Below are 16818 nucleotides of genomic sequence, written 5' to 3'. Positions count from 1 at the left end.
ATGAGAAAGGGAGCTGCCGCGCCAGCGGCAACTCCCAAGCCTATCATTAGAGTTTCTTCAGCTTTTTCATAACGCGCTGCGCAATGACCGCAGCATCCGCACGCGACAGATTCGAATCCGGTTCGTAGCGGAACGTAGCCTTGCCACCGGCCGGCACCGTGTTGGCGATGCCCGAAATGAAGCCCGCCTTGTTCACGGCCAGAATGGAGCTGACCGCATAGGTGTCCGTCGTGGAGGCATCGGTGAAAATCTTCTGTAAAGATGCCAGGTCCTTCTCGGCATCCGCATTGCTCTTGACCAGGTTCATCGCACGAGCGATCATGACCGCCGCTTCGCCCCGGGTCAAGTTGTCGTTCGGCATGAAGAGTCGAGGCGACTTGCCTCGGATATATCCCTTTTTGACCGCCGTCTCTACATAACGATAGTTCCAATAAGGCTGATCGGGATAATCGAAAGGCTGCACGTCGTCGAAGGTCATGTTGTTCGGGTCGTATTGGAGCGGAATGCCCATAATCTTGACCAGCATCTGCGCGAATTCGCCGCGGGTGATGTTCTCGTATACGCCGAAGGAATTCGAATCTTTATTGTTCATGACGCCGTGCGAGAAAATCGACTCCAACGCGAGACGCGCGTATTTGTGACCGATGATGTCGCTGAAGCTGTACCGCAGTCCCATGACCGTGTAATAACCGAAGCCGTCGAACGGCGCCGTGACCGTTTTGCTCGACGTATTGACTACGCCGCCGATATTTTCCCATCCGTTGCTCGTATAACGCCACATGCTCAGGTTCTGACCGTAGGCATTGGCGATATCCGCATCATACTTGATTGTAATCGTACCGCGCTGCGACGGCTCGAGCCACTTGGACGGATCGTATACGCGACCGTAGAACATATTGCCGGCCTGGTAGGGCTGCATCGGATCGATCAGGTTGAAGTCGCCGGTAGGTGTCGTCGTACCGTCGAAGTACCCTGCATCGATCCAGAACAGGTTGGACGCCATGCTGAAGTTCGTCTTGGGACGCAGGCGATCCGTCGCGTAGGAATCGGTGGCGACCGTTTTCATCATGCCGTCCTGTGCATTGCCCGCGTTGTCCGTCTCGCCGACCGCATTATATTTCTTGACCGTCCGGCCGTCCGTGCGATCCGCGATGCCGAAGTAAATCATCTGCGAATTGAACAGATCCACCGTCTTCACGTCTTGGCCCGGGCTCGAATTCGCCTGACGCAGGAACGTGTTCTTCGGGAAAGAAAGCTGCAGATCCCCCGTGAAGATCGAGAGCTTGCCGGATGCGGCAACCGACGTCTTGTATTGAGCCGTGATCGAGTCGTCCGCCGCATAAGTAACGTCAAAGGAGCCGTTCACTTTTTGCGTGCCCGATACGACCGTAAACTTCACCGAGTTTTTGCCGGCCTTGAGATTTTGCATTTCATAGCGGAAGATATCGCCTTCGCCCTTAATCATTGCGACCTTGCCGATCAGCACTTGGTCCGCACCTTCGGCCTTGATGCTGATCTTGAGGAAGTTGGCGTTGATTACAGCCTCGTTCGGCAGCTTGGGCGACAAGATCAGGTACGGGGACAGATCCCGAATGATCGTAATCGTCTGGGAGACCGTGTTGGTACCCTTGCGCAAAATTATCGTAATGTTCGTCGCTCCGGACGTCGGAAGCTTGATCTCGGACAGACGGATCTGGAATTCCTTCTCGCCGGCGGACGAATCGAGCATGTACGCATCTTTTCTTGGGAGCGTCGTCGCGTTCATATCAATGTAAGGAACGATGGAATCCGTTGAAATCTCATCCTTTATCGTCAGCGTCGTGCCCGCCGCGGTGCCGGATGCAACCTTGTTTCCATCGATCTGGACTTCGAGAGAATCGAACTCGACTACCTTAAACAGCAGATCCAACGACTTTTCCGTCGTCGTGTATTCATTGTCGTCCGTGACCGGGAACTTTACCGCGGTATCGGAAAACTTCCGTTGGGGCAGTGTCGTGCTGTCGTTCGAAGGCGGCAGTACATAAGGCACGGGATGCACGTTGGTAATGACCGGCGCTTCTTTGGAGAACAAGTAAATCGTGACGGAAGTCGAGACCGGAATCCCATTCGCCGTCCCTGTGAACGTCAGCGTATTAGCGCCGGCGACCAAGGTGAGCGCGCTCGGCGTCAGTTTGAAACTGCCGTTGGATGCATCGACAATGATTTCCGCCGGATCCGTGCCCCGCGAAACAACAGCGCCATTTAACGTTGCCTTAATCGTGTTCAGCTCTGCGTTGCTGCCGAGATTGAAGTTCAGTAGACGACCGACGATATCGCGCGCCTTAAATTCCGTATCGCTGCCGAAGGTCTGGCCGGTAAACAGGTTGTCAATCTGAATCGCAGGCGCCGGATAATAAGTCACGTTGCGAACGATTGAATTGGACAAGCCGCCGCTCGTTATCGTGAACGTCAGCTTCAAGTCGCCAGCGGGCAGAGACTTTAGTTTAATTACAGGATAGCCTCCAACAGTAGTGCGCTGATCTTTATCGTACGAAGCGGATGCCGTGACATTGACGCCGTTCTGCTCCACCTTTAGATCTGCGGTGCCGCCGTTGCTATTGAAGTTGCTCGCCTCGAGCACGATCCACAAGGGAAGCTGCGAAATGGAGGCATTGTTGGAGAAGTTCGCGCTCGATTGAGAAGTTACCGTGTTATTGCCGCTGTTCTCGGTGACGCCATACGCCTGCTTAACGCCGGTAATAATAGGCGATCCGCCCTGAAGGTAGGTAAAGGGAACAAGATCAACGGCCGAAGCGTTCGGCCCGACAATCTTAAACGAATAGTCCCCGTTGGCGCTCAACGAAAACGCGCCGCTCGTTTCGAAGCTGTATACCGCATAGTCGGTAGTCGATTCGATGAACACGCCCGTCGCCGTCGTGGAGGCAACCGGCAATCCGGCAGTCAGATCGGCGGTCTTGAACAATTGGACCGTAAAGGTCGGCAGCGGGGAGCTCGCGTTTACAGGATCCGTCGTAGGGAGAATCAGGCGTCCCGCCAGTTTATCGCCGCTTACGGTCGCACTGATGGTCGGCTTGCCGTCCAACTGGATGCTGCCAAGCGTTACATTATAAGCAGTCAAAGAAGCGTTATAATAGATCAACTGACGCGTCAGTTGGTACGTCTTGCTGCCGTTGCTGGCAATAATCGTTAGCTTGTTCAGTCCATGTGTCAGTGCAATTCCGGACAGCACGAAGCTGGACCCGGAGCCGCCGAACATTTCCGTACCGTTGATCGTTACTTTGGTCGCATTAGGTGCTTTGAGCGAGATCGTAGCGGTCGGGTTCGTCGTTACGATCGAGACGCCTTCCGGCAGCGTCGTACCGTCGATCAGCTTGACCTCGGAGATGACAGGCACGTTGGTAAAGTATACGTACGCCTCTCCCGAGACGACATTGCCCTGCGTGTTGGTACCCGTCACGGTGATCCGGTTCAGACCGTCATAAATCTGGACGGCCGTGAAGCGAAACCCGCTGGTGCCCGTAATGATCGGAATGTTGGAACCCACGGAAGATTCGGCTACGCCATAGTCGGAAGCGCCTGTTCCGTTTTTGATCAGCTTCTCGATCTTGTAGCCGAGACTCGACTGCGAAACGCTGTTGAACGTACCTGCAATATCGATGAGGTTGCCGTTCACGTCGGTAGGAGAGGTAATGACGGTACTGAAATCATCGAACTGAAAATACGCCGATGCCGCATTCGCAGACTTGGCCGGCGCCCAAGGCAGCAGCGTCGCGACGAGCGCCAGTGTCAGCATCCAAGCGACAAACCGTTTGTTCGTAAGTTTCAAAGGAAAAATCCTCCTTGTGCGGGATCGATAGTTATAGGTTCGACAAAACGTAAAAAGGAACGCACACCACCCTGCCTGCCACAGCGGACAGTTATCGTACCTTTGTTATCGGCCGGGCGGGTCCAATTGTTTAGCCATTTTCCCCATAATAAGTCTCCGTCCCCACTCACCTTGTCCATGCATAAGAAAAGCCCTGCCCGCAAGCGCGGAACAGGGCCGATCGTTTCAAGCGTTATTTGGAGCGCGTACCCGCCGTCTCCTTCACGCGCATGCGCGCGAGGAAGTTCAAGATCGGGCGCTTCGACTTGTCCACGATGCCGATGAGCTCGGCGCCGATCTGCAGCAGTACGAGCAGCACACAGATGACGACGAAGGTCATCCAGTTGCCGACGCCCGAGTTCGAGAACACCGATTGAAGTACCGCGCAGGCGCCGAAAAATGCAGCGACGCCGTAGATAATCAACACGGTCTTGCGGTGGCTGAAGCCGAGCTGTTGCAAGCAGTGGTGCAGATGACCTTTGTCCGGTTCGAAAATCGGCTTCTTCTGCACGCGGCGGCGGATGATCGCGAAGAACGTATCCGACAGCGGCACGCCGATCAACAGAAGCGGCGTCACGAACGAGACGACGGTGATCTGCTTGAATCCGAGCATCGAAAGCATCGCAAGCGCGAATCCGAGGAACAACGCGCCGGAATCACCCATAAAGATCTTGGCGGGGTGGAAGTTGAAGAACAAAAATCCGATAATGCCGCCGAGAAGCACCGCGCACAAGATGACGACGGTACCTTGGCCCATCAGGGCGGACATGACCATGATCGAGCTGATGGCGATGCCCGACACGCCTGCCGCCAGGCCGTCGAGCCCGTCGATCAGATTAATCGCGTTGGTGACGCCGACTATCCAGAAGATCGTAAGCGGAATGCTGATCCAATCCGTCAGGGACTGGCTGGCTGCACCGAACGGTATATTAACGAAGTCCATCCGAATATCGAAGCCGAAAACGACGACGCACGCCGCAGCGATCTGCACGAGCAGCTTGAGCTTCGCAGACAACTGAAATCTGTCGTCCAGCGCGCCGAGCAGCACGATGAGCGAACCGCCCGTCAGAAGCGCGCCGATGAGACGCTTGTCGTGAGCGCTGAACCAGTGCTCGGGAATGAGCGGCAGCAAGAGAAGAATAATGACCGTAAACGAAGCGTAGAAGGACAGACCTCCGAGCCGTGGCATGATCCGCGTGTGCACTTTGCGATGATTCGGTTTGTCGATCGCGCCGACGAGAAACGCGAACTTCTTAACAAGCGGCGTCAACACCAGCGCAAGCGCGAGCGATAGCACAAATCCGGTGATCCCGATTCCAACCATCCAGCCTGTCGGCATTTTTACATCTCCTTTAGCTTATGTACCGGAATGAATTATACGCTCCGGCACGGGAATGAACAAGCCAATAATTTCGCCGAATTCCGGCAAAAAAGGCCGTTTTCCTTCACTCAAGCTCGTTTTCACGTGTTTTCATTTCGTTTGCAAAAGGTTATCGCCGTCTCTGGCCACTTTGATCGCGAATTGGGGAAGTACCATCATTCGCCTGATCCGCGTCGGCTCCCGGAGCAGTCGGTAGAACCACTCCAGCCTCAGCTTGATAAACAGCGAAGGCGCGCGCTTCGTCTTGCCGGCAAGTACGTCGAAGCTGCCGCCGACGCCCATCATGACAGGTACGCCGAGCGCATCCTGATGCTTTGCCAGCCAAGGCTCCTGGTTATCCATCGATCGGGCGACGAACAATAGATCGGGTTTCGCTTCGCGAATGGCGGCTACGACGGCTTCATCGTCTCTGTCGGTAAAATACCCGTTGCGAACGCCTGCGAATCGAACGCCGGGATAGAGCGCAGCCAGCTTGGCATGGGCCGCGTCCACGACTTCCTGCGAAGCGCCGAGCAGATAGACGCTCCAATGGCGGCGATCTCCCTCGCGCATCAGCTCGTGCAGCAGATCGTATCCGGCCACACGTTCGGCCACCGGTTGGCGGACGCGGCGCGCCGCCCATACGACGCCAGTCCCGTCGGGGACAACGAGCTCAGCAGTCGCTAGCGCCCCGCGGAACGCCGGATTCTGCAGCGACTTCATGATCATCTCCGGGTTCCCGGTGACGACGCGGTGGCTCTTGCCGGACGCGACCGCCCCAATGAGATAATCGACGGTTTGGGACATATTCATTTTGGAAAAAGGGATGCCGTAAATCGATACGGTCGGAAAGCTTCGTGCATCCGCGGTCTGAGACATGGTTATCTCCCTCTAAGTTCCAGGCAGGCTTCGACGATCCGCTGCGCCGGTACGGCCGCTTCTTCCTTCAGTCGCCGGATGGCGCTGTAATGGTCGATGCGCCACTGTGCCGGATCTTCTATGAATTGGACGGCCTTGGCCGCAAAATGTTGCAAATCGATCGCGTCTACCGTCCCGATCGCCCGATCGCCGAGGCGATGCAGAAATTGGTCGATCTTCGGATCGTAGGACAAGCCAAGCAGCGGCACCTCGCGGTTCGCGGCATAGATGAGCGAGTGAAGCCGCATGCCGACCAGCAGGTCGCAGCGGTCGATCTCGCGCAGCATCTCCTGCGGCGCGTCGTGCGCAGGCGCGATCTCCGCCATGGCGGCGGCAGCGCCCAGCCGCTCGATCACGTAGCGCGACGCATCCTCGTCCGCGCCCTCGTGAAAGGGCAAAAAGCGCAGCCGCACCGGCCGCTCCCGCGCCAGTGCCGCCAGCGCCGCGGCAATCCGGTCCAGGTCGGACCGGTCGCCGCGCCAGAACCGCACGGACACGCCGACCAGCGGCGGCCTGTCCGTGCCGCCCCCGCGCGCCTCGGCCTCGCCTGCGGCAGCCGCGCCTTCGCGCCTTCCGGCGCCCGCATCCGCGGCGCCGTCCGCCCCCGCCGCGCCTGCGTCCGCGCGCGGAGCAACCGCCGCGGCGCCGCCAGCACCGGCGGCGCCCCGCAGTTCCGCCCCGCCGCCCACCGACGGCAGCGGCAGCCCCATGACCGGGTCCGGCACGACCGCGACCCGGTCCTCCGGGACGCCGAAGCCGGCCAGCAGCGCGGCCGACTCGGCATCCCGCACCGACACGTACGATGCCTTGCGCATCGCCCGCGCGATGAACGGACCGAACATCCTGCGTTTCACAGGCCCGATGCCCTGCGCATAGATGAACGAAGGCTTGCGCGCCCAGCGCGCCATCTCCAGGATACCCAGATAATACGGGATCGACCCGAGCCCGGTTGCATCCTGGAGCAGACTGCCGCCGCCGCTGATCACGCCGTCGCTGGCGCCGATCGCTTCGCGCACCTCGCGCAGCTTCATGCGCGGCACCGACCAGACGCCGTACTGCCGGGCCGTCCAGGTTGGATCTCCCGACAGCACGATCGGCTCTACGAATACGCCGTGGTCTTCGCCGGCCTGCTCGAGCGCGTTCAGGATGCTGAGCAGCACCGCTTCATCTCCGCTGTTGCGGAAGCCGTAGTAGCCGGACAGCACCAGCCGCAGCTTCCGGTCCGTTTTTGCCATACCCATTATGCCATGCACCGCCTATGTTTGCCTTAAATTCAGATGAAAGAGGCCCGCGCCGGCCTGCCTGCGGCAGAATCGATCCCTTACCGGCCGCGTTACTCTTTACCCGATTTCCGCCCCATGCGGAACGATCTTATTTCGTCGCCAGCTGCTTTCTCCACGCCGCCCACAGCCGCTCGAGCACCTGCCAGACGACGATCAGCACGAGGCCGATCAAGAAGCCGATGCCGAGCCCCAGCAGATCCCGGGTCGCGGATAATACGGCAGGCGTATGAATATGCGCGAACGTATCGACCATCGACAGCTGACCGATCGTGGCTGCGACGATGATCACGAGCGGCCACTTCGGATAGCGAAGCGACAGGAACAGGCCCAGCAGCATGAGCGGGTGGCCCATGGCGAATTCCTTGAATCGCGGACGGACATGGAAGGTCGTCTCCAGGAACGTGCGCAGCTTCATCTCGAGGCCCGACGCCGAACCGCCGTTGCCCGTGCGCGTCAGGTAATAGTAGCCCGCAGCCAGCAAGAAGACGCCGATGATGACCCAGAACACCTTGATCGGCATGACGAGCAGCTGACGAATGTTGCCCCAGAATCCGTTCGCCGAACCGTAGAAAAATACGTACAACGCCACCAGCGCGATCGGCGCGAGATGGAGCAGGCTGACGCCGCGGAACTGCTGCAGCACGAGCTCGTACGTAATGTCGTTCAGCAGCGCGATAACGAACGGAATCGCGATGACGGACAGAATCGCCGTACGAACATAGAGCATGATCGCCGAGCCCAGACGGCGTCCGGCGGACATGCGGAAGTTTTCCGGGCGATTCCTTCTGGCCCGCAGCAGTCTGACCAGCGTCACGACGGATACCGTCGGCGCCGCGATCGCCGCGAAGAGCGCCAGTGCCTGCGTGAGCAGCGACGAATTCGTCGCGAGCACGCCAGCGCCGCCGATAAAGCCGAGAATCGTCACCGGCAAGAGCAGCGGCGGCAGGAACAAACCGATCATGAGCGCGACAAGCGATACCGCGCCCGCGATCGCGAGGCCGCGCCACACCATTTCCGCCGGGGCCTTATGAATCTTGAAGGCGTGCGCCTCGCCCGTCTCGAAGCCGAAGTCGCGCATGCGCTCAATCGCGCCGTCGTCGCCTGCAAGCGCGGTGATGATCGTCTTGTCGATCGGATGGGTGACCCGGGCCCGCTTGTCGTCGCGCGCGGGTGCGGCGTTCAGATAGATCATCCGAATGTTGCGGTCCTTTACCGCGAGCACGAGACGGTCCTTCAACGTCTCCGGGCTGATCACCATCATCTCGGATTCGGACACCGAGTGCAGACGGATCGCGTTATAATCGAGCTTCTGGGCGAGCGCGCCCATGCCGAGCTGCGGCGCCCTCAGGTTCTCGATGACTGCGATGCCGAATCCGCCGTCCTTAAGCTGCTTGGCGAAGTCGTCCAGGCTTTTGTCTTCTGCCTGATTGTTGTAGCCCGTCACGGCTTCTCCGTCGAAAATAATCCGGGTCGCGCCCACCGCCTTGAACTTGGCTAGCCAATCGCTGACGCGCGCGGCGTCGTAGGGTTGGGTGCGGTCGGAAATGCGCGGCACGACCATCAGCCCCGCATCGTGAATCGCCTGCATGGCCAGCGGATTCGGTTCCATCGGACGCAGTCTGGCGTCGTCCGGTCCGACCCCGATAATCATGCCGTCGCGGCCCTTCGCGGACCAGGACTCGATGCTGATCCCGGCCTGATTGAACGCATCCTCCACGATCGGCTTAATCGCCGGCTCGGTATCCGGCTTGTTGAACAGCACGTATGTACGATTGTCGCCGGGCTGGCTCAGTTCGCCTACCAATTGTGCCGCCTGCTGCGCGGAATACACGGCCACGTCGCCCGTCAGGCTCAGCTCGTCCAGATTGCTTTCGAACACCGCCATTCCGTTGACGCCGGCGTCCTTCAATTTTTTAAGCTGTTCTGCGGCAAACGCCTTCGGATCCGCCTGGGTAGCCGCGATCGTCAGAATGTCCTTGTAATCCACGATGATTTCCACTTTGTCGGCCGAGTTCTCTGTCTGCACGCGCGCATAGGCGACAGGCAGCGACCCCAGCACGCCAATGAGCACGACCCACCAGAGCCACTTCGCCAGTCTGCGATTCCATTGTTCCAGCCATACAGGCACCGCTTCCACTCCCTTTTATCCTCATAAACGACGGCGCACGCCGCATGTCAACGCTGTGAACGGGCGCCGGTAGTTCTCGATAGCCGCGAATTAAATGTAGTATTGCAGTTATCCGGGGATTGAATGCCGAAAACGCAACAATTTCCTGCACCATCGCGGGAATCCGCCGGAGATTCAGCTTTGCGCGGCTCGTTTTCTCGTTTTATAGACGGCGTTTCCGTCAAACAAGTTTCGAGCAGCGTTTCCGATTATCGGCATGAAGCTTCATTTCCCGCGCAATACCGCGACAGAATGCGACACCGCGCAGACGCAGGCATGCCCTTCGCCGTCGTCCCGCCAAGCCGCGAATGTCTCGCTCAGCTCCCGACACGCTCATCCGCCTCGCCGCCCAAGCGCACAAGCGCCCGCAAGCCGTGCATCGCGCACGGCTGCGGGCAAAATGTGGCCGGAGAGCGCGCTGACTTCGCTTAGCTAAGCGCGTCCACGCGTGCCATCACCGCGGCGACGAGCGCATCCAGCGCAGCGTTCGCGCCATCCAGGTCGTCGCCGCGAACGGCGAAGTATACTTTGATCTTCGGCTCGGTTCCCGAAGGGCGGAGGCAGAACCAGGAGCCGTCCGCACGAAGGAACTTCAGCACGTTTTCCTTTGGCAGTCCGTCCAGTCCCAGCTCGTAATCGAGCACTTGGTCCACCTTGATGCCGCCCACCTCGGCCGGCGGGTTCGTGCGCCAGTCCGCCATGATCGCAGCGATCTGGGCGACGCCGTCCTTGCCCTTAAGCGTACGGGACTCCAGCTTCTCGAGGTACGTGCCGTACTTCGCGTACAGCTCGAGCAATACGTCGTACAGCGTCTTGCCTTGCGTCTTATAGAACGCTGCCGCTTCGCAGATGAGCAGCGATGCGACGACCGCGTCCTTGTCGCGCGCGTACGTGCCCGCCAGGTAACCGTAGCTCTCCTCGTAGCCGAAGAGGAACGTGTGCTCCCCGGTCGCTTCGAACTCGGTCATCTTTTCGCCGATGTACTTGAAGCCGGTCAGCGTATTAATGACTGCGCTGCCGTAGGAACGCGCGATGTCGGCGCCCATCTCGCTCGTGACGATCGTCTTGATGACGGCGCCGTTGGCCGGCAGCCGCCCCTTGGCCTGGAGATTGGAGAGCAAATAGTGCACCATCAGCGCGCCGGACTGATTGCCGGACAGCACGACGTATTCGCCTTTGTCGTTCTTGACGACCGCGCCCATGCGGTCGCAGTCCGGATCGGTGCCGATGATGATGTCGGCGCCGACTTCGTCCGCAAGCTTGATCGCGAGCGTAAACGCTTCGTGCTCCTCGGGATTCGGGGACTTCACGGTCGAGAACATGCCGTTCGGCTGCTCTTGCTCCGGCACGACGTGAACGTTCGTAAAGCCCGCGGCGGCGAGCACCCAGCGTACGGGCATGTTGCCCGCGCCGTGCAGCGGCGTATAAACGACGGAGAGCGCCGATCCCGCGCCGCTTTTCAGCACCTCGGGATGGACGGACTGGGCGGCTACCGTATGTACGAAGCGGTTGTCCTCGTTCTCGCCGAGCCAGACGATGAGCCCTTGGGACTCGGCTTCGCCTTGGCTGATCCGCTTGACGTCCTCGAACGCGTCGACCTCGCGAATCCCGGCGATGACTTGCTCTGCCTGATGCGGCACCAGCTGGCAGCCGTCCTGGCCGTACACCTTGTACCCGTTGTACTCGGGCGGGTTGTGGCTCGCCGTCACGACGACGCCGCCGGCGGCCTTGAGGTCGCGCACGGCATAGGAAAGCTGAGGCGTCGGACGCAGCGAACGGAACAAATAAGTCTTGATGCCGTTTGCCGCCAGCACCTGCGCCGTCTCGAGCGAGAAAATATCGGAATTATTGCGGGAGTCGTGCGCGATGACGACGGAAGGGGACTCGAAGTTGCGCAGCAAATAATTGGCGAAGCCCTGAGTGGCGCGGCCGATCATATAACGGTTCATCCGATTCGTGCCCGCGCCCATCACGCCGCGCAAGCCGCCGGTTCCGAATTCAAGCTCCCTGTAGAAGCGGTCTTCGATCTCCGCGGGCTTGTCCGCGATCGCGCGCAGCTCCTCCTTGGTCGAAGCGTCAACTTTTGGATTGTTCAGCCAGGATTCGTAAACTTCGTTTGCAGCAGTGGTCATCAATTTCTCATCCTTCCGTCATTGGTCTCTTTATCTATACCCAGGCACCGCGCTTCCCGTCACAGGCCGCGCGGCGCGCCGAAGCCGTACTCATCTCTCCTTCGCCGGATCCGTCAGCGCAAACATCAGCACGCCTTCGGCTACGACCTTGCCGTCCACCTTGGCGGAGGCCTGCCCCTTGCCGACAGGCCCCTTCAGCCGAATAATTTCGACCTCCAGCGTAAGCGTATCTCCCGGGGTCACCTGCCCCCGCCAACGGAACTCGTCCACGCCGGCGAACAGGCCGATCTTCCCTTTGTTCTCCTCGAGTCCGAGAATCGCCGTCGCGCCGACCTGCGCGAGCGCCTCCAGAATCAATACGCCCGGCATAACCGGAAAGCCCGGGAAGTGCCCGGCAAAATAAGGCTCGTTCATCGTCACGTTCTTGAGTCCGACTGCGCGCTTGCCCGGTTCGAGCTCGAGAATCCGGTCGATGAGCAGAAACGGCTGGCGGTGCGGAATGATTTCCTGAATCTGATTGATGTCGAGCATGAACAATACTCCCTCCGAATGTACGGCGACCTAGGAATAACTGCGCGGTCCGGCGCCCATACTATGTATAATCCTTCCGCGTACTGCAGCCGCGAAGGTTGAATATAAGAGGGCTTGCCTCCCGTGCCGATCGCTTCCCGCGCGGCCTCGCGGCAAGTCCTTTTGTCGCCTTGCAGGACTGCCGCACGCCGCCGTTCAGGCGGACTTTGTCTCATTATTCAGTTCTTTAAATGAAGCGAAGTAAACGAAGGACGTCACAAACGACAATACGACGGCAATCCAGAGCGCGACGATGCCTCCCGGCTGGTCCAAGATCAGCAGGACGATGGCCAAATAATAAATGACGGTCGTCAGCTTGCCATAGGAATTCGCGGGAACCGTTCGCTTGCCCCGAAAATGAAAGAAGGTGCCGGCCCCGATCATCCCCAGTTCGCGAAACGCCATGGCGCCTGCGGCAGCCCACGGAATAGCTCCGTCCGCGAGCAGCGCACCGACGACGGCAAGCATCATGAGCTTGTCCGCCAGCGGATCGAGCATGATGCCGAGCTGCGTCACGAGGCCGCTTCGCCTCGCGATATATCCGTCGAGCAGGTCGGTCGCCCCGGCCGCGAACACCGCGATCAACGCCCATATCGGATGTCCGTCCAGATATAGCGCCAGGAAGACGGGAATCAGGAGAAAGCGGGACATCGTCAACAGATTCGGCACATTCACCGCCGAGCCACCCTTTCCGCCATCGTCTTCGCGAACACGATCGCGAGACGCTGTCAGCTTTTATTATACCGCCAGTCCTGCCTCCGGTAAAATCCCGTTCGTTCCTCACGGGTCAATGATACCATATGTATCGCAATTGCGCATAAAAAAACTCCCCTTGCCATAAGCGGGGAGCCTCCTTGTCGTCCTTCCAATTCTCGGCGCCCGCGCATCCGAGCTGCGCATGTCCATCCATCCCGAACGGCGGCTAACGGCTGCCCTCGAAAATGAGATCGTACATATGCTTCCAGGTATTCCAGTCGAACACGTCCGACCAGTCCTGCTTGCCCAGCACCGCGTACCCGATACCAAGTCCCGCGATAAGCGCGACGATGCATAACACCGGAATGAGTAAAATCTTGACGCTAGTCCAAACGATCAGCATCATGAGCCGTCCTGCGGATCGCTGCTTCTTGTCCGTCGGACGCTTCGTCGCTGACACGGTAGATCCTCCTTCAGAATAAAGAAGCCCGAATAAATCCTTGCGTTCGAGTCAATTTATTCTAAGCTTTGGGTCGGGATTGCGCAAGCGGGCAGGCTAAAGCGCCTGCCCGCCGACGGTCGTCATGCCGCGTCAGACGCGAAGATTGGCCGCCATCTGTGACATCTGGTCGCCGGAGCTGAGCGCTCTCGCACTCAGTTGATAAGCGCGCTGGACGTTGACCAGATCGGCCATCTCGTCGCCCAGACTGACGTTGGATTCCTCAAGGAAGCCCTGGCGGATCGCGATGCCGCCGGCCTCGTCGGGACTCGCGACGACATTGGCCACGACGTCCGCCACGTTCACGTCCGAAGGCACGCCGTACAGATTGTCGGCGACGGCCTGCAGGAGCTCGGGCTTATTGACTTCGACGAGCCGCAGCGTGCCCAGCTCGATCGATTCGTTGCCGTCGGCGGAACGGGCGCTCAGACTGCCGTCCGCACCGACGACCAGATCATAGTTGTTCGGCACGCGCACAAAGCTATCCTGGCCTTGCGGAGAGACGGCGACGACCGGGTAGCCTTCGGCCGTCGTCAGGATACGATCGCCCCCCGCCGTCGGAGACAGCTGGAAGGCGCCTTGCCGCGTGAAGGCGCGCGCACTGTCGAGCGTGCCGCCGGACCGCACCTCGAACAAGGCGTTGCCCGCGATGGCAAGGTCGGTCATGCTGTCGGTCTGCTGCATGGGGCCCTGGGTCATGTCGATCTGCTGACCGACGACGCGCGCGCCCCAGCCCTGCGTGAAGCCGAGCGGCGTGCGGCGGCCAGGAAGCTCGAACGATTTCTCGTGCGGCTGGATGTTGGTAAGGATATCCTCGAACACCGTGCTTTTGCGCTTGTAGCCCTTGGTGTTCACGTTGGCGATATTGTCGGCGAGTACGTCCAGCTTCTGTTGGAGAGCGCCCATGGACGCGGCTGCGCTGACGACGGAGTTATTCATCTCGATTCCCCTTCGCTTCTATTAGACTCTGCCGACATCGTTGACTGCCTTGTCCAGGCTGCGATCGTAATACTGGACGATCTTCTGGTTCGCCTCGTAGGCGCGCAGCGCGCTCATCAGGTCGACCATCGACTGCGAGGCGTCCACGTTGGAGCGCTCCAGGTAACCCTGCTTGATCTCAACGCGCTCGCCGGCTTGAACCTGACGCAGCCCGTTGGCGTCGCCCTGGTAGACGTATTTGCCGTCGCCCTGGCGGATGAGCTGATTCGGGTCGTTAACCTCGGTAAGCAAGAGCGCGGGGTTGCCGGCCAGCGGCTGTTGGGTCTCCTTGTCGATCAGTCGGCCGTCGGCCGTGACCTGCACGTTGTCCCACGTGCCGTCCACGCGAATGGCTTGTCCGTCCACGCCGAGCACTTGCATCCCGTCTGGCGTTACCAGCGTGCCGTCAGCCGTCGTGCGGAACCCACCGTCCCGCGTATAACGACGCTCGCCGTCCGGGTTCTGTACGGTGAACAGCGCCTGCGGCTGGTAAGTGACGGTGCCGTTAGCGTCCACGAACTTGCCGGAGTCGTCGAACGCTTGTCCGTCGACAAGAATGTCCGACACGAGCGCCAGGTCCTGGCTTCGTCCCGTCTCGTTGAGGTCGCCCTGGCCCAGGTTGATCAGGCTCTCCTCGGCGAAGACGCCGGTGTTGAGCTTGCCGATCGTGCCCTTCGTATCGTCCGGGCTGCCCATCAGCGAGATCAGCATCTCGGGGAACGCCCGATTCACCGAGTTGACGCCTTTGTATCCCGGCGTATTCAAGTTGGCGACGTTGTTCGTCACCGTGTCGTGCCTACGCTGCTCGGCGATCATTCCCGCAGCCGCAGTATACAATCCTCTGATCATGTTGCAGTTCCCTCCCGTTGTGAGAAAGCTACTTGCGGCGCGCCATCTTGTCGAGGTGGTCGAGCATAATGCCCGTCCCCTTGACGACGCAGTGCATCGGGTCTTCGGCGATCAGCACGGGCACCTTGAGCTCGTCCGCCAGCAGCGAGTCGAGTCCGTCCAGAAGCGCCCCGCCCCCGGTCAGAATGACGCCACGGTCGATGATATCGGCCGACAGCTCGGGCGGCGTCCGCTCGAGCACGGCTTTGGCGGCGACGACGATGGACGATACCGGTTCCCACAACGCTTCCCGGACCTCGTCCGCGTGAATCGTCACGGTGAGCGGCAGTCCAGAGACCATATCCCGCCCCCGGATATCCATCTCTTCTTGCCTTCCCCCTGTATATACGGTGCCGATCTTGATCTTGATGTCTTCGCTTGTCCGCTCTCCGATCAGCAGCTTGTATTTATTCTTAATATATCTCATGATCGCGGCGTCGAACTTGTCCCCGGCCACCTTGAGCGACGATGCGGTCACAATCGCTCCCATGGACAGCACCGCGACATCGGTCGTGCCGCCGCCGATATCCACGACCATATTGCCGCTGGGCTGGAAAATGTCCATGCCGGCTCCGATCGCGGCCGCCTTGGGCTCTTCCTCCAGGAAAACCTCCTTCGCGCCGCTACGCTCCGCGGCTTCGCGAATCGCCTTTTGCTCGACCGAAGTGATATTCGTCGGCGCGCAGATCAGGATGCGCGGACGTCCGTACCAGTTGCGTCCCCCGACCCGCTGAATGAATGCCTTCAGCATCATGTCCGTGACTTCGAAGTCGGCGATGACGCCGTCCTTCAGCGGGCGGATCGCGATGATATTGCCGGGGGTGCGGCCGACCATGCGGCGCGCATCCTCCCCGACGGCCAGCACCCTGCGGGTGTCGTTCTCTATCGCGACAACGGAAGGCTCATCGAGCACGACGCCCTTGCCTTTGATGTGGATGGAAACGTTCGCCGTGCCCAAGTCGATTCCGATGTCTTTGCTGAACATATTTAAAACAAGCCTCCAACGCATAGATATTCCTTGTAGTATTCGCCATGATTTCTAAAATTCCTCTAACAAATCTAATGATATGACAAAAATTACGCCTTTGCGACCGCGAATACTTCCCGCTTCTTGATCGTCGTTTTCTTGTACTTGATCTTGGTCGCCTCGCCGCCGCGCAGGTGCCGGATCGACTTGTGATACTCGAGGATATGCTTGACCTGATCGGCCAGATCCGGATTGATCTCCGGCAGACGCTCGGTCAGATCTTTGTGCACCGTGCTCTTGGAGACGCCGAATTCTTTGGCGATGGTCCGAACCGTATTGCGCGTCTCCACGATGCTGCGGCCGATCTTGATGGTCCGTTCTTTGATGTAATCGTGCACGCTCCCGCCTCCCTGCTCTGATTGATTGGTACAGTATATGAGGGGGACGTTCACTTATTCTTTGTAACCAAGCCTGACAAGCCTATAAAGTCCGCAA

Annotated in this window: 13 protein-coding genes; all 13 read right to left on the bottom strand. The window is 59.5% G+C overall.

Going from position 1 to position 16818, the window contains the following annotated elements; genetic code table 11:
• Positions 1 to 46: 46 nt before the first annotated feature.
• Complete coding sequence (locus KB449_RS35480; RefSeq protein ID WP_282913138.1) at positions 47 to 3826, bottom strand: S-layer homology domain-containing protein; 3780 nt, start codon at positions 3824 to 3826, stop codon at positions 47 to 49.
• A gap of 232 nt (positions 3827 to 4058) precedes the next feature.
• The gene (locus KB449_RS35475; protein ID WP_282913281.1) at positions 4059 to 5189 is read right to left on the bottom strand and encodes a glycosyltransferase family 4 protein; all 1131 of its coding nucleotides are present in this window, start codon (positions 5187 to 5189) and stop codon (positions 4059 to 4061) included.
• Positions 5190 to 5336: 147 nt separating this feature from the next.
• Positions 5337 to 6104, bottom strand: coding sequence for a WecB/TagA/CpsF family glycosyltransferase (locus KB449_RS35470; protein WP_282913137.1), 768 nt, complete (start codon positions 6102 to 6104; stop codon positions 5337 to 5339).
• A gap of 2 nt (positions 6105 to 6106) precedes the next feature.
• Positions 6107 to 7384 (bottom strand): polysaccharide pyruvyl transferase family protein, encoded by a 1278-nt coding sequence (locus tag KB449_RS35465; protein WP_434082576.1) that lies wholly within the window; start codon positions 7382 to 7384, stop codon positions 6107 to 6109.
• A 130-nt stretch (positions 7385 to 7514) separates the two neighbouring features.
• A complete protein-coding gene (locus KB449_RS35460; protein ID WP_282913136.1) occupies positions 7515 to 9554 on the bottom strand; it encodes a DUF5693 family protein in 2040 nt (679 codons plus the stop codon).
• Between the two features lie 467 nt (positions 9555 to 10021).
• Positions 10022 to 11725, bottom strand: a complete 1704-nt coding sequence (locus KB449_RS35455) for a phospho-sugar mutase (protein WP_282913135.1) — start codon at positions 11723 to 11725, stop codon at positions 10022 to 10024.
• A 90-nt stretch (positions 11726 to 11815) separates the two neighbouring features.
• Complete coding sequence (fabZ, locus tag KB449_RS35450) at positions 11816 to 12256, bottom strand: 3-hydroxyacyl-ACP dehydratase FabZ (protein WP_090116193.1); 441 nt, start codon at positions 12254 to 12256, stop codon at positions 11816 to 11818.
• A 195-nt stretch (positions 12257 to 12451) separates the two neighbouring features.
• The gene (locus KB449_RS35445) at positions 12452 to 12970 is read right to left on the bottom strand and encodes a CDP-alcohol phosphatidyltransferase family protein (RefSeq protein WP_282913134.1); all 519 of its coding nucleotides are present in this window, start codon (positions 12968 to 12970) and stop codon (positions 12452 to 12454) included.
• A 247-nt stretch (positions 12971 to 13217) separates the two neighbouring features.
• Positions 13218 to 13451 (bottom strand): DNA-directed RNA polymerase subunit beta, encoded by a 234-nt coding sequence (locus tag KB449_RS35440; RefSeq protein WP_282913133.1) that lies wholly within the window; start codon positions 13449 to 13451, stop codon positions 13218 to 13220.
• A 132-nt stretch (positions 13452 to 13583) separates the two neighbouring features.
• A complete protein-coding gene (locus tag KB449_RS35435) occupies positions 13584 to 14429 on the bottom strand; it encodes a flagellar hook-basal body protein (RefSeq protein ID WP_282913132.1) in 846 nt (281 codons plus the stop codon).
• 21 nt (positions 14430 to 14450) lie between these two features.
• Positions 14451 to 15317, bottom strand: coding sequence for a flagellar hook-basal body protein (locus tag KB449_RS35430; RefSeq protein WP_282913131.1), 867 nt, complete (start codon positions 15315 to 15317; stop codon positions 14451 to 14453).
• Between the two features lie 28 nt (positions 15318 to 15345).
• Positions 15346 to 16341 carry a rod shape-determining protein gene (mreB, locus tag KB449_RS35425; RefSeq protein WP_282913130.1) on the bottom strand — a complete coding sequence of 332 codons (996 nt, stop codon included), beginning with the start codon at positions 16339 to 16341 and terminating at the stop codon, positions 15346 to 15348.
• A 92-nt stretch (positions 16342 to 16433) separates the two neighbouring features.
• Complete coding sequence (gene spoIIID / locus KB449_RS35420; RefSeq protein ID WP_090116189.1) at positions 16434 to 16721, bottom strand: sporulation transcriptional regulator SpoIIID; 288 nt, start codon at positions 16719 to 16721, stop codon at positions 16434 to 16436.
• Positions 16722 to 16818: the final 97 nt, after the last annotated feature.

This window comes from Cohnella hashimotonis (genome assembly GCF_030014955.1).
Lineage (GTDB): Bacteria > Bacillota > Bacilli > Paenibacillales > Paenibacillaceae > Cohnella > Cohnella hashimotonis.
The sequence above is the reverse complement of the archived record's forward strand: the minus strand, read 5'-3'. Positions and strand labels throughout refer to the sequence as shown.